This is a genomic window from Roseateles sp. P1_C6, assembly GCF_056406315.1.
The window spans coordinates 359,499-384,938 of sequence record NZ_JBFUAK010000004.1 but is presented as its reverse complement, the minus strand read 5'-3'; the positions used below and the strand labels follow the sequence as shown (position 1 = coordinate 384,938).

At 70.0% G+C, this 25,440-nt stretch carries 32 protein-coding genes; 15 read left to right on the top strand and 17 right to left on the bottom strand.

Translation table 11 applies throughout. From position 1 onward, the window contains the following. Positions 1-71 precede the first annotated feature (71 nt). The 12 genes from AC1D29_RS10505 to AC1D29_RS10450 are packed head-to-tail and all read left to right on the top strand — an operon-like array spanning position 72 to position 11,734. The gene (locus AC1D29_RS10505; RefSeq protein ID WP_477896939.1) at positions 72-1,940 is read left to right on the top strand and encodes a TonB-dependent receptor domain-containing protein; all 1,869 of its coding nucleotides are present in this window, start codon (positions 72-74) and stop codon (positions 1,938-1,940) included. A gap of 10 nt (positions 1,941-1,950) precedes the next feature. Then, the gene (gene cobU, locus AC1D29_RS10500) at positions 1,951-2,508 is read left to right on the top strand and encodes a bifunctional adenosylcobinamide kinase/adenosylcobinamide-phosphate guanylyltransferase (RefSeq protein WP_477896937.1); all 558 of its coding nucleotides are present in this window, start codon (positions 1,951-1,953) and stop codon (positions 2,506-2,508) included. Continuing rightward, the gene (locus AC1D29_RS10495) at positions 2,501-3,355 is read left to right on the top strand and encodes an ABC transporter substrate-binding protein (protein WP_477896935.1); all 855 of its coding nucleotides are present in this window, start codon (positions 2,501-2,503) and stop codon (positions 3,353-3,355) included. The genes cobU and AC1D29_RS10495 overlap by 8 nt, the downstream gene beginning before the upstream one ends. After that, positions 3,352-4,335, top strand: coding sequence for a FecCD family ABC transporter permease (locus AC1D29_RS10490; protein WP_477896933.1), 984 nt, complete (start codon positions 3,352-3,354; stop codon positions 4,333-4,335). Before AC1D29_RS10495 ends, AC1D29_RS10490 begins: the two co-directional genes overlap by 4 nt. Continuing rightward, positions 4,332-5,093, top strand: coding sequence for an ABC transporter ATP-binding protein (locus AC1D29_RS10485; protein WP_477896931.1), 762 nt, complete (start codon positions 4,332-4,334; stop codon positions 5,091-5,093). The genes AC1D29_RS10490 and AC1D29_RS10485 overlap by 4 nt, the downstream gene beginning before the upstream one ends. After that, on the top strand, positions 5,090-6,379 hold the full coding sequence (locus AC1D29_RS10480; RefSeq protein WP_477896929.1) for a cobyrinate a,c-diamide synthase: 1,290 nt from the start codon (positions 5,090-5,092) through the stop codon (positions 6,377-6,379). Before AC1D29_RS10485 ends, AC1D29_RS10480 begins: the two co-directional genes overlap by 4 nt. Before the next feature lie 5 nt (positions 6,380-6,384). Next, the gene (cobO, locus tag AC1D29_RS10475; RefSeq protein WP_477896927.1) at positions 6,385-6,954 is read left to right on the top strand and encodes a cob(I)yrinic acid a,c-diamide adenosyltransferase; all 570 of its coding nucleotides are present in this window, start codon (positions 6,385-6,387) and stop codon (positions 6,952-6,954) included. Continuing rightward, on the top strand, positions 6,951-7,286 hold the full coding sequence (locus tag AC1D29_RS10470) for a DUF1636 family protein (RefSeq protein ID WP_477896925.1): 336 nt from the start codon (positions 6,951-6,953) through the stop codon (positions 7,284-7,286). The genes cobO and AC1D29_RS10470 overlap by 4 nt, the downstream gene beginning before the upstream one ends. A gap of 7 nt (positions 7,287-7,293) precedes the next feature. Further along, entirely contained in the window at positions 7,294-8,211 is a 918-nt protein-coding gene (gene cbiB / locus AC1D29_RS10465; protein WP_477896923.1) for an adenosylcobinamide-phosphate synthase CbiB, read from the top strand. After that, a complete protein-coding gene (locus AC1D29_RS10460; protein WP_477896921.1) occupies positions 8,208-9,197 on the top strand; it encodes an aminotransferase class I/II-fold pyridoxal phosphate-dependent enzyme in 990 nt (329 codons plus the stop codon). Before cbiB ends, AC1D29_RS10460 begins: the two co-directional genes overlap by 4 nt. Further along, positions 9,194-10,648 (top strand): cobyric acid synthase, encoded by a 1,455-nt coding sequence (locus tag AC1D29_RS10455; RefSeq protein ID WP_477896919.1) that lies wholly within the window; start codon positions 9,194-9,196, stop codon positions 10,646-10,648. The genes AC1D29_RS10460 and AC1D29_RS10455 overlap by 4 nt, the downstream gene beginning before the upstream one ends. 12 nt (positions 10,649-10,660) lie before the next feature. Next, complete coding sequence (locus AC1D29_RS10450; RefSeq protein WP_477896917.1) at positions 10,661-11,734, top strand: S1/P1 nuclease; 1,074 nt, start codon at positions 10,661-10,663, stop codon at positions 11,732-11,734. A gap of 15 nt (positions 11,735-11,749) precedes the next feature. Here the strand turns inward: AC1D29_RS10450 and AC1D29_RS10445 are convergent, their stop codons facing one another. Further along, the gene (locus tag AC1D29_RS10445; protein ID WP_477896915.1) at positions 11,750-12,157 is read right to left on the bottom strand and encodes a RidA family protein; all 408 of its coding nucleotides are present in this window, start codon (positions 12,155-12,157) and stop codon (positions 11,750-11,752) included. A gap of 120 nt (positions 12,158-12,277) precedes the next feature. On the opposite strand from AC1D29_RS10445, the gene AC1D29_RS10440 reads away from it, so the two are divergent. Next, entirely contained in the window at positions 12,278-13,195 is a 918-nt protein-coding gene (locus AC1D29_RS10440; protein WP_477896913.1) for a LysR family transcriptional regulator, read from the top strand. Between the two features lie 7 nt (positions 13,196-13,202). Here the strand turns inward: AC1D29_RS10440 and AC1D29_RS10435 are convergent, their stop codons facing one another. Genes AC1D29_RS10435 through hisF form a run of 4 tightly spaced genes read right to left on the bottom strand, consistent with a single transcriptional unit; the run spans position 13,203 to position 15,263 of the window. Beyond that, positions 13,203-13,454 (bottom strand): YfhL family 4Fe-4S dicluster ferredoxin, encoded by a 252-nt coding sequence (locus tag AC1D29_RS10435; protein ID WP_477896911.1) that lies wholly within the window; start codon positions 13,452-13,454, stop codon positions 13,203-13,205. 2 nt (positions 13,455-13,456) lie between these two features. Next, complete coding sequence (coaD, locus tag AC1D29_RS10430; RefSeq protein WP_477896909.1) at positions 13,457-13,957, bottom strand: pantetheine-phosphate adenylyltransferase; 501 nt, start codon at positions 13,955-13,957, stop codon at positions 13,457-13,459. Then, positions 13,954-14,502 (bottom strand): 16S rRNA (guanine(966)-N(2))-methyltransferase RsmD, encoded by a 549-nt coding sequence (rsmD, locus tag AC1D29_RS10425; protein ID WP_477896907.1) that lies wholly within the window; start codon positions 14,500-14,502, stop codon positions 13,954-13,956. Before rsmD ends, coaD begins: the two co-directional genes overlap by 4 nt. Continuing rightward, complete coding sequence (hisF, locus tag AC1D29_RS10420; RefSeq protein WP_477896905.1) at positions 14,502-15,263, bottom strand: imidazole glycerol phosphate synthase subunit HisF; 762 nt, start codon at positions 15,261-15,263, stop codon at positions 14,502-14,504. The genes rsmD and hisF overlap by 1 nt, the downstream gene beginning before the upstream one ends. 122 nt (positions 15,264-15,385) lie before the next feature. On the opposite strand from hisF, the gene AC1D29_RS10415 reads away from it, so the two are divergent. Next, complete coding sequence (locus AC1D29_RS10415; RefSeq protein ID WP_477896903.1) at positions 15,386-15,967, top strand: CHRD domain-containing protein; 582 nt, start codon at positions 15,386-15,388, stop codon at positions 15,965-15,967. A 4-nt stretch (positions 15,968-15,971) separates the two neighbouring features. Here the strand turns inward: AC1D29_RS10415 and hisA are convergent, their stop codons facing one another. From hisA to AC1D29_RS10355, 12 genes are all read right to left on the bottom strand, one after another. Then, complete coding sequence (gene hisA / locus AC1D29_RS10410; protein ID WP_477896901.1) at positions 15,972-16,721, bottom strand: 1-(5-phosphoribosyl)-5-[(5-phosphoribosylamino)methylideneamino]imidazole-4-carboxamide isomerase; 750 nt, start codon at positions 16,719-16,721, stop codon at positions 15,972-15,974. Between the two features lie 54 nt (positions 16,722-16,775). Next, the gene (hisH, locus tag AC1D29_RS10405; RefSeq protein WP_477896899.1) at positions 16,776-17,423 is read right to left on the bottom strand and encodes an imidazole glycerol phosphate synthase subunit HisH; all 648 of its coding nucleotides are present in this window, start codon (positions 17,421-17,423) and stop codon (positions 16,776-16,778) included. After that, positions 17,420-18,037, bottom strand: coding sequence for an imidazoleglycerol-phosphate dehydratase HisB (gene hisB, locus AC1D29_RS10400; protein WP_477896897.1), 618 nt, complete (start codon positions 18,035-18,037; stop codon positions 17,420-17,422). Before hisB ends, hisH begins: the two co-directional genes overlap by 4 nt. Then, on the bottom strand, positions 18,034-19,110 hold the full coding sequence (gene hisC / locus AC1D29_RS10395; protein WP_477896895.1) for a histidinol-phosphate transaminase: 1,077 nt from the start codon (positions 19,108-19,110) through the stop codon (positions 18,034-18,036). The genes hisB and hisC overlap by 4 nt, the downstream gene beginning before the upstream one ends. Continuing rightward, a complete protein-coding gene (locus tag AC1D29_RS10390) occupies positions 19,107-19,535 on the bottom strand; it encodes a PIN domain-containing protein (protein ID WP_477896893.1) in 429 nt (142 codons plus the stop codon). The genes hisC and AC1D29_RS10390 overlap by 4 nt, the downstream gene beginning before the upstream one ends. Continuing rightward, on the bottom strand, positions 19,535-19,753 hold the full coding sequence (locus AC1D29_RS10385; RefSeq protein WP_477896891.1) for a CopG family transcriptional regulator: 219 nt from the start codon (positions 19,751-19,753) through the stop codon (positions 19,535-19,537). Before AC1D29_RS10385 ends, AC1D29_RS10390 begins: the two co-directional genes overlap by 1 nt. Positions 19,754-19,805: 52 nt before the next feature. Continuing rightward, complete coding sequence (locus tag AC1D29_RS10380) at positions 19,806-20,621, bottom strand: substrate-binding periplasmic protein (RefSeq protein ID WP_477896889.1); 816 nt, start codon at positions 20,619-20,621, stop codon at positions 19,806-19,808. Positions 20,622-20,757: 136 nt separating this feature from the next. Then, on the bottom strand, positions 20,758-22,065 hold the full coding sequence (hisD, locus tag AC1D29_RS10375; RefSeq protein WP_477896887.1) for a histidinol dehydrogenase: 1,308 nt from the start codon (positions 22,063-22,065) through the stop codon (positions 20,758-20,760). Further along, positions 22,062-22,718, bottom strand: coding sequence for an ATP phosphoribosyltransferase (hisG, locus tag AC1D29_RS10370; RefSeq protein ID WP_477896885.1), 657 nt, complete (start codon positions 22,716-22,718; stop codon positions 22,062-22,064). Before hisG ends, hisD begins: the two co-directional genes overlap by 4 nt. Then, positions 22,715-22,957 carry a BolA family protein gene (locus tag AC1D29_RS10365; protein WP_477896883.1) on the bottom strand — a complete coding sequence of 81 codons (243 nt, stop codon included), beginning with the start codon at positions 22,955-22,957 and terminating at the stop codon, positions 22,715-22,717. The genes hisG and AC1D29_RS10365 overlap by 4 nt, the downstream gene beginning before the upstream one ends. Positions 22,958-23,034: 77 nt before the next feature. Continuing rightward, positions 23,035-23,790, bottom strand: a complete 756-nt coding sequence (locus tag AC1D29_RS10360; RefSeq protein WP_477896881.1) for an ABC transporter permease — start codon at positions 23,788-23,790, stop codon at positions 23,035-23,037. Beyond that, the gene (locus tag AC1D29_RS10355) at positions 23,787-24,707 is read right to left on the bottom strand and encodes an ABC transporter ATP-binding protein (protein ID WP_477896879.1); all 921 of its coding nucleotides are present in this window, start codon (positions 24,705-24,707) and stop codon (positions 23,787-23,789) included. Before AC1D29_RS10355 ends, AC1D29_RS10360 begins: the two co-directional genes overlap by 4 nt. A gap of 60 nt (positions 24,708-24,767) precedes the next feature. Between AC1D29_RS10355 and AC1D29_RS10350 the strand changes: the two genes are divergently transcribed. Beyond that, complete coding sequence (locus AC1D29_RS10350; protein ID WP_477896877.1) at positions 24,768-25,430, top strand: TetR/AcrR family transcriptional regulator; 663 nt, start codon at positions 24,768-24,770, stop codon at positions 25,428-25,430. Positions 25,431-25,440 lie beyond the last annotated feature (10 nt).

Genomic DNA, 25,440 nt, shown 5'->3' with positions numbered 1-25,440 from the left:
ACGCCAGCGGCCGTTTTTCAGCCTTGCTGCGGGGGTCAGCGCGGCTGGGTGTTCGTTTGCGCTCCTCTTCCATGTCTCACTCTCTCCTCGCGGCCCGTCGGCCGCTGCTGGCCCTTTCCGCACTGGCCCTGGCTGCGTCCGCCCACGCCCAGAACAAGCTGGACACCGTCGTCACCACCGCCACGCGTTCACCCCAGCGCCTGTCCGAAGTGCTGGCCGACCTGACCGTCATCACGCGCGCCGACATCGAGCGCCAGGCCGCCGCCAGCGTGGCCGACCTTCTGCGCAACAACGGCTGCGGCGAGATGGTGCGCAACGGCAGCGCCGCGTCGACCACGTCCATCTTCCTGCGCGGCGCCGACTCGCGTCACACGCTGGTCCTCGTCGACGGCGTGCGCATGGACTCGCAGTCCACCGGCGGCGCCAGCTGGCAAGGCCTGCCGCTGTCGCAGATCGAGCGCATCGAGGTGCTGAAAGGCCCGGCCAGCGCCATCTACGGCTCGGACGCCGTCGGCGGCGTGGTGCAGATCTTCACCCGCAAGGGCGGTGCCAAGACCAGCGTGGACCTCGGCATTGCCCTGGGCAACCTCGGCACGCGCAAGATCGACGGCGGCCTGTTCGGCAGCGCCGGCGTCTTCGACTACGCCCTCACGCTGGCGGGCGAGCGCAGTGACGGCTTCAACGCCACGGTCGACTACCCCGGCTCGTTCAGCTACATCCCCGACCGCGACGGCTGGCGCAAGCACAACGCCAGCGCACGCGTCGGCGCCCAGCTGACCGAAGGCCAGCGCGTCGACGGCGTCGTCATCAAGAGCCACACCAACGGCCAGTACGACGCCTCCAAGTCCAAGCCGCTGGTCGACGACCACACCAAGCAGGACACCGACGCTGCCCGGCTGTCGTGGACGGCGCAGTGGGCCCCCGCGCTGCAGACGCAGCTCAGCTACGGAGAATCGCGCGACCGCTACGAGACCGACCCCTCGCCCTACCTGACCATCACCCACGTCAAGAACCTGGCGCTGACCGGTTCCTACAAGATCGCCAAGGGCCAGCAGGTCAACTTCCAGGGTGAACGCATCCAGGACGAGCTGGAGAACAGCGGCCTGGTGACGGCCGGCGTCGGCAAGCGCCACCGCAACGCCGCGGGCCTGGGCTATCTGTTCAGCGCCGGCGCCTTCAGCCTGCAAGCCCACGCACGCCACGACCGCGACAGCCAGTTCGGCAAGGTCAACACCGGCACGCTGCTGGCCGGCTACGAGGTCGCGCCGGGCCTGCGCCTCGTCGGCTCCATCGGCAACGCCTTCCGCGCGCCGACGCTCTACCAGCAAGGCACCGTCTACGGCCCCGACCTCAGCAAGCCCGGCGTCAAGCCACTGGACGCGGAGCATGGCCACAACATCGAGTTCGGCCTGAAGTACGGCGTGGGCGACACCGAGGTCTCGGCCACCGCCTACCGCAACCGCGTCAGCAACCTCATCGTCTTCGGCGCCGCCGGCACCTGCCAGAGCCAGTTCGGCTGCTACCAGAACGTCGCCATGGCACGCCTGCAAGGCCTGAGCCTGGCCGGCAACACCAGGCTCGCCAACGTGAACCTGCGCGCCACGCTGGACCTGCAGGCACCCAAGGACACCAGCACCGGCCTGCTGCTGGCCCGCCGCGCCAAGCACCTGGGCACCCTCAACGCGGACACCGAGCTGGGCGACTGGCTGCTGGGCGCGGGCGTGCAGGCCTCGGGCAAGCGCTTCGACAACGCCACCAACACGCGCAAGCTGGGCGCCTACAGCCTGTTCAACTTCAACGCGCAGTACAAGATCAACCGCGAGTTGAAGCTGCAGCTGAACCTGGACAACGCCTTCGACCGCGAGTACTCGACGGCCTATGGCTTCGCGTCAACGCCGCGCACGGTGCTGGTGTCGCTGCGCTGGAGCCCCACGCTCTAAGCTGACCGGCATGAGCACGCACCACCTCATCGTCGGCGGCCAGCGCAGCGGCAAGTCGCGTCGCGCCGAAGCCCTGGCCTTGCGCTGGCAGGCGGGCGGCGGCCGCGTGGCGGTGGTCGCCACTGCGCTGGCCGCCGACGATGAGATGCGTGCACGCATCGCCCACCACCGCACCGCACGGCCGGCGGGCTTCGACACCGTCGAGGCGCCGCTGGCCCTGAGCGCGGCGCTGCAGCAGGCCGATGACGCGGGCAGGCTGCTCGTGGTCGACTGCCTGACGCTGTGGCTGGTGAACTGGCTGATGCCCATGAGCGGCGCGCCCGACGAGGCCGGCTGGCTGGCCGAGCGCGCCGTGCTGCTGAACCTGCTGCCGCGGCTGAAATCGCCGGTCGTCTTCGTCTCCAACGAGGTGGGCTGGGGCGTGTCGCCGCTGGGCCGCGAGGCCCGCCACTACGTCGACGAACTCGGCCGGCTCAACCAGGATGTGGCCCACCGGTGCGGCCAGCTGACACTGATGGTCGCGGGCCAGGCATGGACCCGCCCCGTCGAGGACTCCCCCGATGCTTAGATTCATTGCAAGCTTGCTGCTTGCCGCCGCGCTGCCCGCCGCCGCTGTCGAGATCAAGGATGACCTCGGCCAGACCACGGTGCTGGCCGCGCCGCCGCAACGCGTCATCAGCCTGCTGCCCTCGTTGACCGAGACCGTCTGCGAGCTGGGCGCCTGCGCCCGGCTGGTCGGCGTGGACCGCTACTCCAACTTCCCGGCCAGCGTGAACGCCCTGCCCAAGCTGGGCGGCATGGACGACACCAACGTGGAGCTGATCGCGTCGCTGAAACCCGACGTGGTGCTGGTGGCCGTGTCCTCGCGCGTGGCCGAGCGGCTGCGCGCGCTGGGCATGAAAGTGGTCGCGCTGGAGCCGCGTTCGTACAAGGATGTGCAGCGTGTGCTGGGCATCATCGGCCAGGTGCTGGGCGTGCCGGATGCGCAGCGCGTCTGGCGCCACATCGAGGCCGGCGTGGCCGCAGCCGCCAGCAGCGTGCCGCCGGCAGCGCGGGGCGTGCGCGTGTACTACGAGGTCGCCAGCGGCCTGTACGCGGCCGGCACCGTCTCCTTCATGGGCGAGACGCTGACGCGCCTGGGCGCCGGCAACATCATCCCGCCCGACCTGGGCCCCTTTCCCAAGATCAACGCGGAGTTCGTCGTCAAGGCCAACCCGGCGCTGATCATGATCGGCCAGCGCGGCTCAGAGGGTCTCAGCGCACGCCCCGGCTGGGACCGCATCGACGCCATCAAGCGCGGCCGCGTCTGCGTGTTCAAGGCCGAAGACGGCGACATCCTGTCGCGCCCCGGCCCGCGCATGGCCGAGGCCGCGCAGATCATGGCCAGGTGCCTGCGCGAGAAGGCCGCCTCATGATGAACATGCGCCCCGGGCTGCTGCTCACGCTGCTGCTGGTCGTCGGTGGCCTCGGCGTGCTGGCTGGCGTGCTCATCGGCAGCACCGGCTGGGCCGACCTGCAGGACGACGGCATGAGCGTCATCCTGTGGGAGATCCGCCTGCCGCGGTCGCTGGGCGCGTGGTGCGCCGGTGCGCTGCTGGGCATGGCCGGCGCGATGGCGCAAGGCCTGTTCCGCAACCCGCTGGCCGACCCCTACCTGCTGGGCAGCGCGTCGGGCGCGGGCCTGGCCGTCGCCGTCGCGCTGGCGCTGACCGGCGTGTCGCCGCAGACCTCGTCGCTGCTGGCCCATGTGGGCCTGACGGGCATCGCCTTCGTCGGCACGCTGGTGGGCGTGGGCCTGACGCTGATCCTCGCGCGCGGCGTGGAGCAGACGCTGCGCCTGCTGCTGGCCGGCGTGGTCGTGGGCGTGGTGCTGAACGCGCTGACCGGCCTGGCCACGCTGTGGGCGCCGGACATCCTGCGCGCGATGCAGGCCTTCCTGCTGGGCAACACCGGGCTGCTGGGCTGGAGCAGCGTCAGCGTGATGGCGGCCAGCGGCCTCGCGGCGCTGCTGGTGGGCCTGCTCGCCAGCCCGGCGCTGGATGCGCTGACGCTGGGCGAGTCCACCGCCGCGTCGCTGGGCGTGCGCATGGGCCTGATGCGGTTGCTGCTGATCTTCGCGTTCGCGCTGGCCACCGGCGCGGCCGTGGCGCAGACCGGCATCGTCGCCTTCGTCGGCCTGGTGGCGCCGCACCTGGTGCGCGTGCTGTGCCCCATGCTGCATGGCCGGCTGATCCTGCTGTCGGCCGCGGCGGGCGGCGCACTGCTGCTGGCCGCCGACGTGCTGGCCCGCGCGCTGATCCGGCCGCAGGAGCTGCCCGTAGGCCTGGTCACCGCGCTGCTGGGCGGCGTCTACCTGCTGGTGCTCATGCACAGACGTGGAGCCCCTAAGCGATGAGCACCGTCCTGCACGCCCGCATTGATCGCGTCTGCATCGACGGACGCGACCTCATCAGCGACATCGACCTGAGCATCCCCGAAGGCCGCTGGACGGCCATCGTGGGCCCCAACGGCGCCGGCAAGTCCACGCTGCTGCGCGCCGTCGCCGGCCTGCAGCGCTGCGACGGTGCCATGCGCTTGAGCGGCAAGCCGCTGGCCGACTGGCCGTCGCGCGACCGCGCCCGCCATCTCGCCTGGATGGGCCAGCAGGAGACCGGCGCCGACGACCTGATGGCGCATGACGTCGTCATGCTCGGCCGCCTGCCGCACCGCCCCTGGCTAGCGCCGCCCACCGCCGCCGACCATGCCGCCGTGCAGGCCGCCATGCAGGACACGCAGAGCTGGGCCTGGCGCGAACGCCGCCTGGGCTCGCTGTCCGGCGGCGAACGCCAGCGCGTGCTGCTGGCCCGGGCGCTCGCCGTGCAGGCACCGCTGACGTTGATGGACGAGCCGCTGGCCCACCTGGATCCGCCCCACCAGGCCGAATGGATGGCGCTGGTGCGCGCGCGCGTGGCCGCGGGCCACAGCGTCGTCAGCGTGCTGCATGAGCTGCACCTGGCGCTGCAGGCCGACCACCTGGTGCTGATGGCCGATGGCCGCATCGTGCACACCGGCGCGCCTGCCGACCCGGCCACGCACGATGCGCTGCGCCGCGTCTTCGGGCCGCGCCTGCACATCGCGCAGATCGAGGGGCGCTGGGTGGCCCTGCCGCTATGACCAGTTGCCCCGCCCTGCTGATCAGCGCGCCGTCGTCCGGCTCGGGCAAGACCAGCATCACGGCGGCCATCGCGCGCGCCCACGCCCGCCGCGGCCAGCGCGTGCGCGTGTTCAAGACCGGGCCCGACTACCTGGACCCCGGCATCCTGGCCCGCGCCGCCGGCAGCCCGGCCTACCAGCTGGACCTGTTCATGGGCGGCTTCGCCCATTGCCAGGGCCTGCTGGCCGCAGCGGCGCGCACGGCCGACCTCATCCTGGTCGAAGGCGTCATGGGCTTGTACGACGGCGACCCCAGCAGCGCCGACCTTGCCGCCGCGTTCGGCCTGCCGCTGGTCTGCGTCATCGACGCCTCGGCGATGGCCCAGACCTTCGCCGCGCTGGCCACGGGCCTGCAGCGCTTCCGCCCGGCGCTGCGCCACTGCGGCGTCATCGCCAACCGCGTGGGCAGCCCGGCGCACGGTCGCATGCTGGGCGAGGGCCTGCCGACCGACCTGCCGCTGATCGCGGCGCTGCCACGCGATGCGGCGCTGGCCCTGCCCGAGCGTCATCTGGGCCTGGTGCAGGCGCAGGAGCTGCCCGACCTGGACACGCGGCTGGACGCCTGGGCCGATGCTTGGGAGGCCTCGCTGCGGCCCGGCTTCGCGTTCAAGCCGGTGCGGTTCAACGACGAGCCGGAACCTGCGCTGCCGCGCCTGCTGGCCGGGCGGCGCATCGCCATCGCGCGCGACGCGGCCTTCGGCTTCATCTACGCGGCCAACCTGGACACGCTGCGCGCGCTGGGCGCCGAGCTCGCCTTCTTCTCACCGGTGGCCGGCGATCGCCTGCCCGTGTGCGACGCCGTCTGGCTGCCCGGCGGCTACCCGGAGCTGCATGCCCAGGCCTTGACCGCCAACACGCCGCTGTTCGCCGGCCTGCGCCACCACGTCGGCGCGGGCAAGCCGCTGCTGGCCGAATGCGGCGGCATGCTGGCGCTGCTGGACGAACTGACCGACGCCGACGGCCACGCCCACCCCATGGCCGGTCTGCTGCCCGGCCGCGCCCGCGTGCAGCAACGCCTGGCTGCCCTGGGACTGCAGGCGCTGGACTGGCCCGAGGGCCCGCTGCGCGGCCACAGCTTCCACTACTCGACGCTGGAAACACCGCTCGTGCCACTGGCGCACGCCAGCAACCCCAACGCCGGCAGGACGGCCGAGGCGCTGTACCAGCAGGGCTCGCTGCGCGCGAGCTACGTGCACCATTACTTCCCGTCCAACCCGGAAGCGATCGCTGCTTTCTTCAAAGGCTGAACCCGATGGAAATCGAACAACCACCGGTCGACCGCGAACGGGTCATCCCGACCGCCGAGCGCCGCGGCCTGATCCTCGTGCACACCGGCGACGGCAAGGGCAAGAGCACGGCCGCCTTCGGCCTGGCGCTGCGCGCCCATGGCCGCGGCAAGGCGGTGCGCATCTACCAGTTCATGAAGGTGCCCAGCGCGCGCTTCGGCGAGCACCGCATCTTCGAGCAGCTGGGCGTGCCCATCGAGGGGCTGGGCGACGGCTTTTCGTGGAAGAGCAAGGACCTCGAGCACTCGGCGCAGCTGGCGCGTGACGGCTGGGCCAGGGCGGAGGCGACCCTCCGCGCGGGCGAGCATTTCCTTGTCGTGCTGGACGAGATCATGTACCCGCTGCGCTACGGCTGGCTGCCACTGGAACCGGTGCTGCAAGCCTTGCGCGAGCGGCCCTCGCACGTGCACGTCGTGCTGACGGGTCGCGGCGCACCGCAGGAGCTGATCGACGTCGCCGACACAGTCACCGAGATGGCCATGGTCAAGCACCACTTCAAGGCCGGCGTGCCGGCTCAGCGAGGGATAGAAGATTGAGCGCACTGGTCATCTGCACCACCTGCGCCGACGGCCAAGGCCAGGCCCTGCTGGAAGCTGTCGAGAACGAGGCGCTGGCGCGGGACTGCACGGTGCCCATCCGCGGCCAGGCCTGCATGGCCGCCTGCAAACAGAGCTGCACGGCCGCCCTGCAGGGCACGGGCAAGCACAGCTACCTGTTCGGGCTGCTGGCGCCCGACGCGGTCAGCGTCGACGCGCTGCTGGCCGTGGCCGCCCAGCATGCCGAGCCCGGCGACGGGCTGCTGGCCTGGGACCGCCGCCCCGACCGGCTCAAGGGCGGCCTGGTGGCGCGGCTGCCGCCGCTGGGCTGAGCGGCTCATGAACCTGCTGCTGCCGCTGGCGATGGCGCTGGTCCTGCTGGTGGACCGCCTCGGTGAGCCGCCCGCCTGGGCGCACCCGGTCGTGGGCATGGGGCGCTACCTGGGCCTGTTCAAGCTGACGCGGCTGCCCCCGCCGCTGGCCTTCATCGCCGGTGCGCTGGCCTGGCTGCTGGGCGCGGCGGCGGTGACGTTGATCGCGCTGTGGCTGGAGGGCTGGGTGCTGCTGGCGCTGCAGCCCTGGGCCTCGCCGCTTCGCCTCGTGGGCGCGGCCATGTTGATCGGCCTGCTGCTGAAGCCGCTGCTGGCCTGGCGCATGCTGGCCGATGAAGCGATAGCGGTGGAAGCGGCATTGACCGAATCGCTGGATGCCGGACGCACGCGGCTGTCGCGCCTGGTGAGCCGCGACACCGCGGCGCTGACGGAGACCGAGGTCCGCGAGGCCGCCATCGAGACGCTGGCCGAGAACCTCAACGACTCGGTCATCGCGCCGCTGTTCTGGTTCGCCATCCTGGGCCTGCCCGGCGCGGCGCTGTACCGCTTCGCCAACACGGCGGACGCGATGTGGGGCTACCGCGACGAGCGCGAGTGGAGCGGCAAATGGGCTGCGCGCGCCGACGACCTGCTGTCCTGGCTGCCGGCGCGGCTGACCGCGCTGCTGCTGCTGCCGCCCTCGCTGCCGGCCCTGCTGCGCGAGGCCCGCCGCACGCCGTCACCCAACAGCGGCTGGCCCATGGCCGCCATGGCGTTGCGGCTGGGTGTGCGCTTGAGCAAACCGGGTGTCTACTCGCTGCACGCCAACGGGCAGCCGGTGGCAGCCGGCGCGCTGCAGGCGGCGTGCACGGTGGCCCGGCATGCCGTCGTGGCTGGCACCGTGCTGATCGCCGCGCTGGCCTGGGCGCTGAGGATGCCCGCATGAGTTATTTGCAAGCCGAACACGGTGGCCCCGACGGCGGCCCGACAGCGACGCATGACTTCTCGACCAACGCGAGCCCGCTGGGCCCGCCGCCCGCGCTGCTGAACGCCGTGCTGGCCGCCGACCGCCAGAGCTACCCCGACCCGCAGTACGGCGCGCTGCGCCGCCGCCTGGCTGACGCCCACGCCGTCGACGCGGCGCTGCTGCTGCCCACGGCCGGCGGCGCCGAGGGCATACGCCGCCTGACGCTGGCCGCAATGCTGGCCGGCCGCCGCGAGGTCTGGGTGCCGCAGCCGGGCTTCGGCGACTACGCCATCGCCGCACAAGCCTTGGGGCTGGCCGTGAAGCCCTATGCCGAGCCGGCGGACATCCGCCCCACCGCACCGGCGCTGGTCTGGCTCTGCGAGCCCTGCAACCCGACCGGCGCGAGCGCCACAGCCTGGCCTGGCCTCAGCGAGCACCTGGTGGCCGTGGACCGCGCCTACGAGCCGCTGCGTCTGCACGGCGACGCGCCGGCGCTGCCGCCCGGTGCCTGGCAGCTGATCTGCCCCAACAAGGCGCTGGGTCTGACCGGCGTGCGCGCCGGCTACCTCATCGCGCCGGCCGCCGACGCCGTCTGGACGCATGCGCGGTCGCTGGCACCCAGTTGGGTGCTGTCGGCCGAGGGCGTCGCGATGCTGACGCATTGGCATGACGACGCGACGGCCGCCTGGCTGGCCGACGCCCGCAAGCAGCTGCGCGAATGGACGGCGACGCAGCGCGCGCTGCTGGCCGACCTGGACTGGCTGCAGCAGCCCAGCTGCACCCACTTCTGGCTGGCCCGGCCGCCGCGACCGGACATCGCCACGCGGCTGCACGAGTGGGGCGTGCGCTTGCGCGACGCCACCTCCTTCGGCCTGCCCGGCTGGGTGCGCGTGTCGGCCCAGCCACCGGCAGCCAGGCAGGCACTGCAGCAGGCGCTGCTCGAAATCGAAAGCGAGGACGCATGAGCCCCAAAAGTCATCGAGGCAAGGCCGTCATGGTGCTGGGCACGACCAGCGGCGCGGGCAAGAGCTGGCTGGCCACGGCGCTGTGCCGCTGGTACGCGCGCCAGGGCCTCAAGGTCGCGCCGTTCAAGGCGCAGAACATGAGCAACAACGCGCGCGTCGTGCCTGGCCTGAACGGGCTGATGGGCGAGATCGGCAGCGCGCAATACTTCCAGGCCCTGGCCGCGCGCCGCGTGCCCGAGGTGCGCATGAACCCGGTGCTGCTCAAGCCCGAGGCCGACACGCAGAGCCAGGTGGTCGTGCTGGGCGAGGTGGACGCCGCCCTGTCGCGCATGCCCTGGCGCGAGCGCAGCGCGCTGCTGAAGCCCCGCGCCCGCGCCGCGCTGCTGGAGCTGCTGCACGAGAACGACGTTGTGGTCATCGAGGGCGCGGGCTCGCCGGCCGAGATCAACCTGGCGCCCAGCGACTACGTGAACCTGGGCACCGCGCGCGACGCCAACGCGGCCTGCCTCTTGGTCACCGACATCGACCGCGGCGGCGCCTTTGCCCACCTGTACGGCACGCACCAGCTGATGCCCGAGGACGTGCGCGGCCTGGTGCGCGGCTTCGTGCTGAACCGCTTCCGCGGCGACGCGTCGCTGCTGGCGCCCGGCCCCGAGCAGCTGGAGCGGCTGACCGGCGTGCCCACCATCGCCACGCTGCCGATGTGGCGCGGCCACGGCCTGCCGGAAGAAGACGGCGTGTTCGACAGCGCCAGCACCGGCCAGGGCCTGCACATCGCCGTGGTGGCCTACCCCCGGCTGTCCAACCTCGACGAGTTCCAGCCGCTGCGCCAGCTGCCGGGCGTGCGCCTGTCCTGGGCGCGCGAGCCGCGCGACCTGCAAGGCGCCGACTGGATCATCCTGCCTGGCAGCAAGTCCACCGCGGCCGACCTGGCCTGGCTGCGCGCGCAGAAGCTGGACCTGGCCATCAACAGCCACCGCGGCCGCGTGCTGGGCGTCTGCGGCGGCCTGCAGATGCTGGGCGAGGCGCTGATCGACACGCATGGCGTGGACGGCAATGCGCCGGGCCTGGGCCTGCTGCCGCTGGTCACGGTGTTCGAGCCCGAGAAGCTGCTGAGCAGCACCGCGCTGCGCTTCGACCGGCTGGACGGCCCCTGGGCCGCGCTGAACGGCGTGCAGGCTGACGGCTACGAGATCCGCCACGGCCGCACCCAGCCCCACCCGGGCCTGCCGGCGCCGCAGGTCGCGCTGCGCAACGCGGCGGGCGAGGCCATCGGCTGGCAGGCCGGCCGTGTGCTGGGCGTCTATGCGCACGGCCTGTTCGAACAGCCGGCCGTGCTGCAGGCCCTGTTCGGCCAGAGCGGCCGGCCGCTGGAGGCCGTTTTTGACGGCCTGGCGGACTTCATTGACCTGCACTTCCAACCGGGCAAGATCGCAGGCTTGATTGCCTGAGGAAACGACCCTATGCGCCGCCTGCTTGCTGCCGCCCTGATCGCCATGCCCCTCGCCGCCCACGCCTGGGGGCCGGACGGCCACCAGACCGTGGCGACGATCGCCGCCGGCCTGCTCAAGGGCACGCCGACCGAGGCCCGTGTCGCCGCGCTGCTGGGTGACATCCCGCTGCCGCTGGCCTCGCTCTGGGCCGACTGCGTGAAAGGCATCTCGCCCAGCCACGGCTACACCTACCCCGCGCCGGGCAAGTACGCCGAGTGCGTCCCGCTGGAAACGCCCGCGCGCATCACCGAGATGGCCGACTACGTGAAGCGCAACGACCGCCAGTGCCAGATCGGCATGGACGAGGACAGCTGCCACCGCCAGACACACTACGCCGACATCACGCTGCAGCGCAGCCGCTACCTGCTGGGCTTCGTCGGTACGCGCGCCGACGACGTCGTCGGTGCGCTGCGCACGGCCATCCTGGTGCTGCAAGGCAAGCCTGCCGACGGCCCGCCGCATTTCAAGAGCCAGCGCGAGGCGCTGCTCGTGCTCGTGCACCTGGTGGGCGACATGCACCAGCCCTTGCATGTCGGCGCCGTCTACCTGGACGCCCAGGGCCGGCGCGTCGACCCCGACAAGACCGGCCTGGACGAGGGCACGTTCACCGTTGGCGGCAACAGCCTGTGGATCATCGGCAACACGCCACCCGCGCCCCCACCGCCGCCCGCCCCCGTCGGCGCAGGGCCCGATGGCCCCGTGACGGCCGGCTTCGGCCCCCTCAAGCTGCACACCATCTGGGACGGCGTGCCCGACAAGTTCAAGCCCAAGCGCGTCGACGCCGCCTGGGTGGCCGAGGCACGCAAGATCCACCCCAACCTGGGCGACCCCGTCGACTGGCCGGCCCGCTGGGCCACGCAGTCCCTGGACCAGGCGGGTCTCGCCTTCGAGGGCCTGAAGTTCTCGGCCAAGCAGGGCTCGCACTGGAATGTTGCGCTGCCCAGCGGCTACAGCGCCAAGGCCGACCTCATCAAGCGCCGGCAGCTGACCATCGCGGGCGCGCGGCTGGCCCAGGTGCTGAAGGCAACCCTCGGCCAACCGTGATGCACCGAGAGGGTTTCAGGCTGCTGCGGCATCCGGCACCTTCGCGATGACCTTGATCTCGAACTGGAAGCCGTAGAGCCAGGTGACGCCGACGCCGGTCAGCGTCGGGTAGGGCGCGTCGCCCCAGTGCTCCATGACGATCGGCCAGACCGCCTCGAAGTGCGTCGCCGGATCGACGATGAAGACGGTCACGTCCACCACGTCGTTGAAGGAGCAGCCGGCCGCGGCGAGGATGCCGTTCAGGTTCTCGAATGCCAGCCTCACCTGCTGCTGCAGTGCCGGTTCTGGCGAGCCGTCTGGCCGGCTGCCGACCTGACCCGACACGAACAGGAAGCCGTTGGAACGAACGGCCGGCGAATAGCGGTTGCGCTCATACAGCGCCTGGCGGCCGGCGGGGAAGACGGCATCGCGCGTGGAAGACATGGTGAGCGCTTTCTCTTGGTGAAGGGGATGGCGGCCACTCTAGGCATGCCGCCCGCGCCGATAAACCGGCCGGCCCCACAATCACTTTTTGCCGCCGCCAAACAATCGGAGCCCACATCCATGGACCGTTTCGATGCGCTGCAGGCCTTCGCCCGCGTCGTGGAGAGCGGCAGCTTCACGAAGGCCGCCCGCGCGCTCGATGTGAGCAAGACCACCGTCACGCAACTCGTGCAGCAGCTGGAGGCGCGCTTGCGCGTGAAGCTGCTGCATCGCACGACGCGGCAGGTGCGCGTGACCGAGGACGGCGCGGCCTACTACGAGCGCGTCGTGCGCCTGCTCGCCGACCTGGAAGACGCCGACACCAGCCTGTCCGACGCCGCCGCGGCGCTGAAGGGCCGGCTCCGCGTGGACGTTCCCAGCCCGCTCGCGCGCCTGGTGCTTGTGCCGGCCTTGCCGGACTTTCACGCCCGCTACCCCGAGATCCAGCTGCACATGGGCGTCAGCGACCGCATGGTCGACGTCATCGGCGACAACGTCGACTGCGTGCTGCGTGGCGGCGAGTTGGCCGACTCCACGCTGATGGCGCGCCGCGTCGGCGCGCTGCCCATGGGCATCTACGCAGCACCCGCCTACCTGCAGCGCACCGGCCGGCCAGCGCATCCGCGCGACCTGGCCGAGGAGCCCCACCGCATCGTCGGCTACCTGCGCTGGCGCAGCGGCCAGGTGGCGCCCACCACGATGCACCGCAACGGCGAGACCGTCGAACTCCAGGGCCGCCACGTGCTGGCGGTGGACGACGGCAACGCCTACCTTGCCGCCGGCGTGGCCGGCCTGGGCGCGCTCTGGCTGCCGCGCTACATGGCCGAACCCCATGTCGCACGTGGCGAACTGCTGCCGCTGCTCGAAGGCTGGCAGGTCGACGTGATGCCGCTCTACGTGGCCTTCCCGCCAAACCGGCATGTCAGCGCCAAGCTGCGCACCTTCATCGACTGGGTCGTGGAAGTGATGGCGCGTCAGCCCGACATCACGACGGCCTGAAGCGCGCTCAGCCGGCGGCCGTCAACCGCTGGTACTTCTGCATCAGCGTCTCGCGGCTCTCGATGTGGGCCGGGTTGATGGGGATGCAGGCGACCGGGCACAGCATCACGCACTGCGGCTCGTCGAAGTGCCCCACGCATTCGGTGCACTTGTCCGGGGCGATCTGGTAGAACTCCTCGCCCATCGAGATCGCGTTGTTCGGGCAGGCCGGCTCGCAGACATCGCAATTGATGCATTCGTCCGTGATCATCAGCGCCATCGTCAGCCCTCCTTGCCGCAGCGCTCGTTCAGCCGCGCCAGCACGCCGGGCGACACGAACTCGGCCACCTCGCCGCCCAGCGTCGCGATCTCGCGCACGAAGGTGCTGGACGTGTACTGGTGGTGCTCGCCGGGCGTCAGGAAGATGGTCTCGACCTCGGGCATGAGCTTGCGGTTCATGCCGGCCATCTGGAATTCGTATTCGAAGTCGCCACCGGTGCGCAGGCCGCGCACGACGACGCGGCCGGCATGAGCGCGCACGAAATCGCGCAGCAGGCCGTCGAAGGCGATGACCTCGACATTGCCCAGCGGTGCCGCCACCTCCTGCGCCATCTCCAGCCGCTCCTCCAGCGAGAACAGCGTCTTCTTGTGATGACCCACGGCGACGGCCAGCACCAGGCGCTCGAACATGCCTGCGGCCCGGCGCATCAAATCCTCGTGGCCCAGCGTGATGGGGTCGAAGGTGCCGGGGTAGACGGCGGTGATGGTGGTGCGCGAGGTCATGTGGCCGGATTGTCCTCGCGACGCAGCAATTGGTAGTGCACAGCCCCGGCGCGGCCCTGGCGCCAGGCGGTGAATCCGGGGGGCGGCGGGATCTCGCCGGGCGACTCCACGTAGATCAGCCCGCCTTCGGCCACCAGCGGCTGCGCAGCGGCCAGCGCGCGGTCGAAGAGGTCGTCCGCGAACGGCGGGTCCAGAAAGACGAGGTCGAAGCGGTCCGCGCAAGCCGTCATCCAGTTCAGCGCGTTGGCGCGGTGGATGGTGATGGCGGCGGCCTGCAGGCGCTTCTGGCTGGCCCGCAGCCCGTCGACTAACACCGCCTCGCGCTCGATCATGACGACGGCCTCCGCGCCACGCGATGCGGCCTCGAAGCCCAGCGCCCCACTGCCGGCGAACGCGTCCAGCACGCGCCAGCCGGTCAGCGTCTGGCCCAGCCAGTTGAACAGCGTCTCACGGGTGCGGTCGGACGTGGGGCGCAGGCCAGGCAGGTCGGGGACTGGCAGCTTGGAGCGCTTCCATTGGCCGCCAATGATCCGAACCTCTCCCATCACTGGCGAACCGGGATGCCGCGCGCCGCCATCAGCGCCTTGGCCTCACCCACCGTGTGCTCGCCGAAGTGGAAGATGCTGGCCGCCAGCACCGCATCGGCACCGCCCAGCGTGATGCCGTCGGCCAGGTGGTCCAGCGAGCCGACACCGCCGGACGCGATGACGGGCACCGGCACGGCATCGGACACGGCCCGGGTCAATGCCAGGTCGAAGCCGCTCTTGGTGCCGTCGCGGTCCATGCTGGTCAGCAGGATCTCGCCGGCGCCCAATTCGGCCATCTTGCGCGCCCACTCGACGGCATCCAGGCCCACGTTCTTGCGGCCACCATGCGTGTAGACATCCCAACCCGTGCCGTCAGCGCGCCGCTTGGCGTCGATGGCGACGACGATGCACTGGGCGCCGTACTTGTCACTGGCCGCGCGGATCAGCTCGGGGTCGGCCACGGCGGCGGAGTTGAAGCTGACCTTGTCGGCACCGGCATTCAACAGCCGCCGCACGTCGGCCACGGCCCGCACGCCGCCTCCCACCGTCAGCGGGATGAACACCTTGCTGGCCACGGCTTCGATGATGGGCAGGATGAGGTCGCGGCCGTCGCTGGTGGCGGTGATGTCGAGGAAGGTCAGCTCGTCGGCGCCCTGCTCGTTGTAGCGCGCGGCGATGTCCACCGGGTCGCCCGCGTCACGCAGGCCGACGAAGTTGACGCCCTTGACCACGCGGCCAGCGGTGACGTCCAGGCAGGGAATGATGCGTTTGGCGAGCATGAAGAGGGCAGACGGAAACGAGTACCGGATTATTCCCTCGATGGTTAGGGGCTTCGCGAGGGATCTGAACAAGCGCTCAATGCGGAGCTTCGCAAGTTCACCCACCACAACTGGAGATGACGATGAGACTGACGTCCCCTGCCCTGCTCGCCGCTGCACTCGCCCTGGGCGCCAGCGCCGCTTCGGCCCACTCCGTGCTGTTTGCGGGCAACTTTGCGGCCGAGGCCGTGGGCGCCACCGGCACCGGCACGCTGTCGCTGGAGTACGACGACGACGGCCACAGCCTGCTGATCAACGCCAGCTGGTCGGGGCTGTCGGGCAACACCAGCAACGCGCACATCCATTGCTGCACCGTCGATCCCAACACCGGCACGGCCGGCGTCGCCCTGGCGCAGGGTGGCATCCTGCCGAGCTTTCCGCTGGGCGTGACGTCGGGCTCCTACGTCAGGATCATCGACCTGACGCAGAGCAACCAGTACAGCGCCACCTTCCTGACCGCCAGCGGCGGCACTGCGGCGCTGGCCGAGGCCCGCCTGATCAGCAACCTGATGTCGGGGAACGCCTACTTCAACATCCACACGACGACGTTCCCTGGCGGCGAGATCCGCACCTTCGTCACCGCGGTGCCGGAGCCGGAGACCTATGCGCTGATGCTCGGCGGCCTGGGCGTGCTGACGCTGCTCGCCCGCCGCCGCAAGGGCTGACGCCTCAGCCGGCCGCTGCGATCAGCTCGTCCGCCCGCACCTGGGCGGCCGTGAAGTCCAGCGCGCCGGTGTAGATGGAGCGGCCGCAGATGACGCCCTCGACGCCGTCGCCCATGACGGCGCACAGGCGCTCGATGTCGGCGATGTCCGAAAGGCCGCCCGAGGCGATGACGGGGATGGTCAGCGCCTGGGCCAGCTTGACCGTGGCCTCGATGTTGATGCCGGTCAGCATGCCGTCGCGGCCGATGTCGGTGTAGATGACACCTTCGATGCCGTAGTCCTCGAACTTCTTGGCCAGGTCGATGACCTCGTGGCCGGTCAGCTTGCTCCAGCCGTCGGTCGCGACCTTGCCGTCCTTGGCGTCCAGGCCCACGATGATGTGGCCACCGAAGGCGCTGCAGGCGTCCTTCAGGAAGCCGGGGTTCTTCACCGCGGCCGTGCCGATGATGACGTAGCTGAGGCCGTCGTCCAGGTAGCGCTCGATGGTGTCGAGGTCACGGATGCCGCCGCCGAGCTGGATGGGGATCTCGTCGCCGATCTCCTTGATGATGGCCTTGATGGCCGGCTCGTTGACGGGCTTGCCCGCGAAGGCGCCGTTCAAGTCCACCAGGTGCAGGCGGCGCGCGCCGGCGTCAAGCCAGCGGCGCGCCATCGCGGCGGGGTCTTCGCCGAAGGTGGTGGAGTCGTTCATGTCGCCTTGCTTGAGGCGGACGCAGCGACCGTCTTTCAGGTCGATGGCAGGGATCAGCAGCATGGCCGGAGGGAGCGTGGGAAGGTGGGCGAGAGAGTGCGGACCGATGTGAGACGGTCAGGGGTTCCAATGAAGGAAATTGCGGTACAGGGCGAGGCCCAGCGCGGCACTTTTCTCGGGGTGGAATTGGGTCGCAAAAATATTATCCCGGGCCACCGCGCAGGTAAAGCGCGCGCCGTAGTCGGTCTCGCCGGCGCTGTGTTCCGGCAACGCGGTGGTCGCGTAGAAACTGTGCACGAAGTAGAACCAGCTTTCGTCCGGGATGCCATCCCACAGCGCGTGCGGCTGGGCCTGGTGCACGCGGTTCCAGCCCATCTGCGGCACCTTGAAGCGGCTGCCGTCGTCCTGCAGCCGGCCTTCCAGGCGAAAGCGCTGCACACGCCCCGGGATGAGGCCCAGGCCGGGCGTGTCCTGCTCTTCGCTGTGGTCCAGGAGCATCTGCATGCCCACGCACACGCCCAGCAGCGGCTTGCTGGCGGCGGCTTCGAGCACGGCCTCTTTCACGCCCGAGTCGGCCAGCTCGCGCATGCAGTCGCGCATGGCGCCCTGGCCCGGCAGCACGACGCGCTCGGCGGCGCGCACCACATTGGGGTCGCAGGTGATGGCGACTTCGAAGCCCGTGCCCTGGGCGACGTGGATGACGGCCTGCGACACGGAGCGCAGGTTGCCCATGCCGTAGTCGACCACGGCGACTGTGCGGGTCACAGCGACCCCTTCGTCGACGGGATGACACCGATGGAGCGCGGGTCGACCGTCGTCGCCATGCGCAGCGCGCGGCCGAAGGCCTTGAAGATGGTCTCGGCCTGGTGATGGGCGTTGTGGCCCTTCAGGTTGTCGATGTGCACGGTGGCCAGCGCGAGGTTGGCAAAGCCCTGGAAGAACTCGAACGCGAGCTGGGTGTCGAAGGCGCCGATGCTGCCGGCCGTGAACTTGACGTCCATGTGCAGGCTCGGGCGGCCGGACAGGTCGATGACGACGCGCGACAGCGCCTCGTCCAGCGGCACATAGCTGTGGCCGTAGCGTGTCAGGCCAGCCTTGTCGCCCACCGCCTGGGCGATGGCCATGCCCAGCGTGATGCCGACGTCCTCGACGGTGTGGTGGCCGTCGATGTGCAGGTCGCCCTCGCAGTGGATGTCCAGGTCGATCAGGCCGTGGCGGGCGATCTGGTCCAGCATGTGGTCGAAGAAGCCGATGCCAGTGTGCAGCTTGGACTGGCCCGTGCCGTCCAGGTTGACGCGCACGGTGATGCGGGTCTCGCGGGTGTTGCGGGTGACTTCGGCGGTGCGGGGGGAGGCGGGAGCGAGGGCGGGGGCGTTCATGACAGGCAGCTCGTGAGTTCGGCCAGCAGCCGGGTGTTTTCATCGGGCGCGCCGATGGTGATTCGCAAGCAGTTCGCCAGCAGCGGATGCATGGCGGAAACGTTCTTGATCAGCACGCCGCGCACCTTCAGCGCCGCGAAGGTGGCGGCCGCGTCCTGCACCCTGGCCAGGATCATATTGCCCTGGCTGGGCCAGGGCGCGATGCCTGGCAGCGCCTGCAGCGCCGTGAAAACACGCTCGCGCTGCTGGCGCAGCTCGGCAGCCTGGGCCGCGTAGACACCGGCATGTTCCAGCGCGAACAGCGCGGCCTCGGCGTTCAGCACGCTGACATTGAAGGGGGGGCGCAGCTTCTCGATCTGGTCCACCAGCTCACGCGCGCCGCACAGGTAGCCGATGCGCACGCCGGCCAGGCCGAACTTGCTCATGGTGCGCATGACCAGCACATGAGGGTGGCGGGCCATCAGCGCGAGGCTGTCGCTGGATGCGAACGGCTGGTACGCCTCGTCCATGACGACGAGGCCGGGGGCGGCCGCGACGATGCGCTCGATGGCGCCGGCGTCCCACAGGTTGCCGGTCGGGTTGTTGGGGTAGGACAGGTAGACCAGCGCCGGCCGGTGCTCAGCGATCGCCGCCAGCATGGCGGCCTCGTCCAGCTCGAAGTCCGCGGCACGCAGCGGCACGCCGACGAAGCGCAGATGCTGGTGGCGCGCCGACATCTCGTACATGACGAAGCTGGGCAGCGGCGACAGCACGACCGCGCCCGGCTTGGACACGGCCAGCGTCAGCAGACTGATGAGCTCGTCCGAGCCATTGCCCAACGTGATGCCACAGCCCTCGGGCAGGCCAGCATGCGCCTTCAGCGCGGCGGCCAGGTCGGCGGTGCGCTCGGCCGGGTAGCGGTTGATGGCGACGGCGCCCAGGCGCTCGCCCAACGCGCGCTGCAGGTCGGCAGGCAGCCGGTAGGGGTTCTCCATCACGTCCAGCTTGACGAAGCCGGTGCTGGGCTGCACGACGTAGGCCTGCGCGGCGAGCACGTCGGGCCGGATTTTTTCGAGGGCCTGGTCGAGACTCATGGTGGGGTGACGAGGGGGTTGAGCACCTGCACGCTGTCGTAGACGGCATCGTGCGGCAGGGCGAGGCTGAGCAGGCGGGTGCAGCCCTGGGCCTTGGCGCTGGCAACGACCAGCGCGTCGGCAAACGGCAGGCCAAAGCGGCTTTCCAGCGACCAGGCGGATTCGACGGTGGCCTGGTCGGTGCCCCAGGGGTGCCAGTGCTGGTAGCGGCGCACCTCGGCGCGCGCGTCGCCCTGCGGCATGGCGGGGCTGACCTGGCGGGTGGACAGCAGATAGAAGTCGTTCAGCACCTGCACCGACACGCGGCCGCGGCGCGTGGCCCACAGCTCGCGCAGCCAGGCCAGCACCTGCTCGCGCTCGGCCGGGCGGGCACCGTCCTCGCTGAACAGCAGCACGGAGGTGTCGACGAAGACCGGGTCTTTCATCAGACGATGCCTCGGCCTGGATAGGGCTGGCCGTCCGACGACCAGGCGCGCTCGCGGTGCAGCCAGTCCTGCAGCGCGCGCTCGTAGGCGTCGTCGTGCTGCATCTTCTCGGCGAGCAGTTCGCCGAGCAGGCGCGACACGCTGGTGTTGCGCCGAGCCGCCTCCAGCCGGGCCCATTCGGCCACGGCGTCGTCCATCGACACGGTGACATTCTTCATGGCCGCAGATTAACACGAAGTTCGTGTTGCACGAACTTCGTGTCGAAATGACTCACGAGGGCCGGTACCAGAGTTCCGGCTTGTCCAGCGGCGTCTGCGGTGGCAGCAGCGGGTTGCGCAACTCGATGATCTTGCGGGTGCTCAAGCGGGCGCGGGCCAGGTCGTCGCCATGGTGTTGCAGGAACAGGCGATCGAAGGCGCCGCTGGCGCGAAGCCGCTGCAGGCCCAGCTCGATGGCGCGCGCCAGCTCGGCCTCGTCCGGCGCGACGAAGTAATACACGGCCGCCGGGTAGTGCAGGCAGAGATGCGGCACGACGACCAAGCCCTGGCCGTAACGCTCCTGTTCCCACCAGACCTCCTCGACCGAGCGCGGGAAGGCGTCGGCGCGGCCCAGGCGCAATTGCTTGAACATCGCGTCGTAGCCGGCCGAAACGACCACCTTCAGGCCGTTGGCCTGCAGGATGCTGGTGTCCGGCCACTCCAGGCCTTGCACCATGGAGAACTGCCGCAGGTCACCCAGCGTCTGCACGTCGCGCATGCGCTCGGCCACATCGGGCGCGGCCAGCAACAGCCGCCAACCGTACAAGCCCTTGAAGATGGGCACGCGGATGGGCAGGGCCTGCTGCTCCCGCTCGACCGAGGTCATGGTCCAGAGCACGTCCAGCCGCCCGCCGCGCCGACCGAGTTCCTGCAGCGCGCGGTGCTGCGGGATCAGTTCGGGTGTCGGCTCCAGCGTGGCAGGGATGCCGGCCGCGGCAAGGGCTTGTTCCAGCAGCACGGCCGGATAGGTGCGCGCCAGCTCGGCCTTGGCCGACACATGGGGGATACGCAGGCGGCGCGGTGCGGCATGGGCCGCCAACGGAGCCACGGCCGATGAAAGCAGGAGATCGCGACGCCGCAAAGCCATCGGCGCAGCGTAGCCCAACCGGTGCGCGCGCTTCAACCTCGCGCTGGTTAGCGGAGTTTTCAGGCTGGGGGCCGCGCCCGTGGACGCGGCCCGAAGGTCATTTCAGTCTGAACTCGGCAGCACGCGCGTGGGCCTGCAAGCCCTCACCGTGCGCCAGCTCGCTGGCGATGCGGCCGAGGCTCTGCGCGCCCTCGGCACTCACTTCGATGATGCTGCTGCGCTTCTGGAAGTCGTAGACGCCCAGTGGCGACGAGAAGCGCGCGGTGCCGGCCGTCGGCAGCACATGGTTGGGGCCGGCACAGTAATCGCCCAGCGATTCACTCGTGTAGGCGCCCATGAAGATCGCGCCGGCATGGCGCAGCAGCGGCTCCCAGCGCTGCGGGTCGGCGGCGCTGATCTCCAGGTGCTCGGGGGCTATTGCGTTGCTGATCTCGCAGGCCTCTTCCATCGAGCGCGTCAGGATCAGCGCACCGCGGCCGGCCAGCGACGCGCGGATGACCGCTTCACGCGGCATCTCGTCGACCAGGCGGTCCATGCTGGCGCTCACGGCATCCAGGAAGGCAGCATCGGGGCTGAGCAGGATGCTCTGCGCCAGCTCGTCATGCTCGGCCTGGCTGAACAAGTCCATCGCCACCCAGTCCGGCGGCGTCGTGCCGTCGGCAATGACGAGGATCTCGCTCGGGCCGGCAATCATGTCGATGCCGACCTGGCCAAAGACGTGTTTCTTGGCCGACGCGACATAGGCATTGCCCGGGCCGGTGATCTTGTCGACGCGCGGGATGGTGGCCGTGCCGTAGGCCAGCGCCGCCACGGCCTGCGCGCCACCAATGGTGAACACGCGGTGCACGCCCGCCACGGCGGCTGCGGCCAGCACCAGGGGGTTGCGCACGCCATCGGGCGTGGGCACGACCATGATGATCTCGCCGACGCCGGCGACCCGCGCGGGAATGGCGTTCATCAGCACGCTGCTCGGGTAGGCCGCCTTGCCGCCCGGCACGTAGATGCCCACACGGTCAAGCGGCGTCACCTTCTGGCCGAGCAGGTTGCCGTCTTCGTCCCGGTAGTTCCAGCTGCGCCCGCAGGCGTCGAGCTGGCGCTCGTGATAGGTCTGCACGCGCTTGGCGGCGGCTTCAAGCGCGTCGCGTTGAGCCGGCGTGATCGAGGCGAGCGCAGCCTGCAACTCGGCCGGCGTGATCTCCAGCGCGGCCACGCTGTCCGCATTCACGCGGTCGAAGCGGGCGGTGTAGTCCAGCACGGCTACGTCCCCGCGCTGCTGCACGTCGGCCAGGATCTCGGCAACGCGGCTTTCGATGGCGGCATCGTCGGCAGCCGACCAGAAACGCAGGCGCTCGAACTCGGTGGCGAAGTCGGCGGCGGCAGTCGAGAGTTGGCGGACGAGCTTCATGCGATTGCCCCGGCGAAGGCGTCGATGAGCGGCCGCAGCGCGTCACGCTTGAGCTTCAGCGCGGCCTGGTTGACGACCAGGCGGGACGAGATGTCCATGATCTGCTCCACCTCGACGAGCTTGTTCGCGCGCAGCGTACCCCCAGTGGAGACCAGGTCGACGATGGCCTCGGCCAGGCCGGTCAGCGGCGCCAGCTCCATGGAGCCGTAAAGCTTGATCAGGTCCACGTGCACGCCCTTGTCGGCGAAGTGCTGGCGGGCGATCTCGGTGTATTTGGTGGCGACGCGGATGCGCGAGCCCTGCTTCACGGCGGCGGCGTAGTCGAAGTCGGCGCGCGTCGCGACGCTCATGCGGCAGCGGGCGATCTTCAGGTCCAGCGGCTGGTACAGGCCGTGCGAGCCGCCCTGCGCCAGCGCCTGCTCGTGCAGCACGTCGCGACCGGCCACGCCCAGGTCGGCGCCGCCGTACTGCACGTAGGTCGGCACGTCGCTCGCGCGCACGAGCACGACGCGCACGCCGTCACGGTTGGTCGGCAGGATGAGCTTGCGCGAGGTCTCGGGGTCTTCCAGCACCTCGATGCCCGCGGCGCGCAGCAGCGGCAGCGTCTCTTCGAAGATGCGGCCCTTGGAGAGCGCGAGGGTCAAACCGCTCATTTCGCGCTCCATTCTTCAGGGCTCAGCGTCTTCATCGACAGCGCATGGATCTGCTCGCGCATGCGCTCGCCCAGCGCCGCGTAGACCCGCTGGTGGCGCTTGATGCGGGACAGGCCGTTGAACTCATCCGACACGATGGTCGCGAAGAAATGGCGGCCGTCGCCCTCGACTTCCAGATGCGCGCAGGGCAGGCCTGCGGCAATGAAATCGCGCACGTCTTGCGGTGTCGGGTCGGCCATCACGGTCCTCGGTGGAAACCCGGGATTCTAGGGAGGGATGGCGCCACGCCCCTTCGGGGCCGCGCAAACCACTCTTTTCAGGAGCGGATCTTGTAGCCGCGTCGGAGCAGCGACAAAGCCAGGCCCGCCGTGACGGCGAAGCTGATACCGACGACGCCCAGACTCAGCCAAGGCGACACATCGCTGACGCCGAAGAAGCCGCGCCGGAAGCCGTCGATCATGTAGAAGAACGGGTTCAGGTGGCTGATGCCCTGCCAGAAGCCCGGCAGCGAATGCACCGAGTAAAAGACACCGGACAGGAAGGTCATCGGCATGATGATGAAGTTCTGGAAGGCGGCGAGCTGGTCGAACTTCTCGGCCCACAGGCCGGCGATCAGGCCCAGCGTGCCCATCAGGCCGGCGCCCAGCACGGTGAAGGTCAGCACCCACAGCAGGTTGTCCAGCCCCGGCGGCGCGAACCACGCGGTGACCAACAGCACGCCCGCGCCCACGGCCAGGCCGCGCACGACGGCCGCGCCCACGTAGGCGACGAACCAGGCCAGCGGCGACAGCGGCGTCAGCAGCAGGAACACCAGGTTGCCGGTGATCTTGCTCTGGATGAGGCTGGACGAACTGTTGGCGAACGCGTTCTGCAGCACGCTCATCATCACCAGGCCGGGGATCAGGAACTGCGTGTAGCCGACGCTGTCGTAGACCTTCACATGGTCTTCCAGCGTGTGACCGAAGACCAGCAGGTACATGACCGCCGTCAGCACCGGCGCGCACACGGTCTGGAAGGCGACCTTCCAGAAGCGCAGCACTTCCTTCTTGAACAGGGTGGAGGCGCCGTTCATGCGTGCTCTCCCTGCATGATTTCCAGGAACACGTCTTCCAGGTCGGCGCGGCCGATCTCCAGATCCTCAACGGGGCAGCCCACCTGGCGCAACGCGGCCAGCGTGGTCTCGACCTCGTTCGCGTCGTGTGCGGTGACCTGCACGATGCGGCCCGTCACGCGGGCCCTCGCCGCAATGTCCGGCGGCAGCACCGCGTCGGTCTTGAAGCGCAGCATCGTCGACGCCGTGCCGGCCAGCAGCTGCGAGGTGCGGTCCAGCGCGACGATGCGGCCGGCCTTCAGCATGCCGATGCGCTGGCACAGCGCCTCGGCTTCTTCCAGGTAGTGCGTGGTCAGCAGCACCGTGTGGCCTTCCTTGTTCAGGCGAGCGATGAACTGCCACAGCGTCTGGCGCAGCTCCACGTCCACGCCCGCCGTCGGCTCGTCCAGCACGATGACCGGCGGCCGGTGCACCAGCGCCTGCGCGACCAGCACACGGCGCTTCATGCCGCCGGACAGCTGGCGCATGTTGGCGTTGGCCTTGTCGGCCAGGCCCAGGTTGTGCAGCAGCTCGTCGATCCAGGCGTCGTTGCCATGCACGCCGAAGTAGCCGCTCTGGATGCGAAGCGATTCGCGCACGCTGAAGAAGGGGTCGAACACCAGCTCCTGCGGCACGACACCCAGCGCCTTGCGAGCCGCGGCGTAGTCGTCCACGACGTCGTGGCCCATCACGTGCACGCGGCCCTCGGTGGCCTTGGTCAGGCCGGCCAGCACGCTGATCAGCGTCGTCTTCCCGGCGCCGTTGGGGCCCAGCAGGCCGAAGAACTCACCGGGCTGGATGTCGAAGCTCACCCCGTCCAGCGCCTTCAGCTGCCCTCCCCGGTAGGTTTTCTTGACGTTCTCGAACGAGATGGCGGGCGCGGAGGTCTGAATCGGCATGGCGCAGAATTCTAGGAGTCGGTCCCCGTTCGTGCCGCGGGCTGCCAGAATGCCCCGAGCATGCCCCCGCCCAAGAAACCCCGTCGCACCGCCGAGCGCATCCTCGAGGTCACGCTCGATCTCTTCAACGCCTTCGGCGAGCCCAATGTGTCGACGACGCTGATCTCGGCCGAACTGAAGATCAGCCCGGGCAACCTGTACTACCACTACCCGGCCAAGGACGAGCTGGTCAACGCCCTCTTCGGCCGCTACGAGGCCGAGCTCAACGAGCTGCTGGCCGCCGCCGACAACGTGCGCAACGTGGAGGACGCCTGGCTGTTCTTCCACATGCTGTTCGAGCTGATCTGGAAGCACCGCTTCCTGTACCGCGACCTGAACGACCTGCTGTTCAAGAACCGCCGCCTGGAGACGCACTTTCAGACGCTGCTGACGGCCAAGGAGCAGGCGATGCGGCATGTGCTGTCGGGCCTGCACCTGGGCGGCGCGCTGAAGATGGAGCTGCGCGAGGCCGCCCCGACCGCCAACGCGATGGTCGTCGTCGTCAGCTACTGGCTGAGCTACGAATACGTGCGCGACCCGCGCCACGCGCTGGAGCCGGACCGTGCCGGTGCGGCGCTGATGCGCGGCGCCTTCCACGCTTTAAGCCTGCTGCTACCCTACCTCGAGCCTGCGTCCAAGGACCACCTCTTCAAGCTCGCCGGCCAATACCAATCACAACCCTGAAGGAGACAAG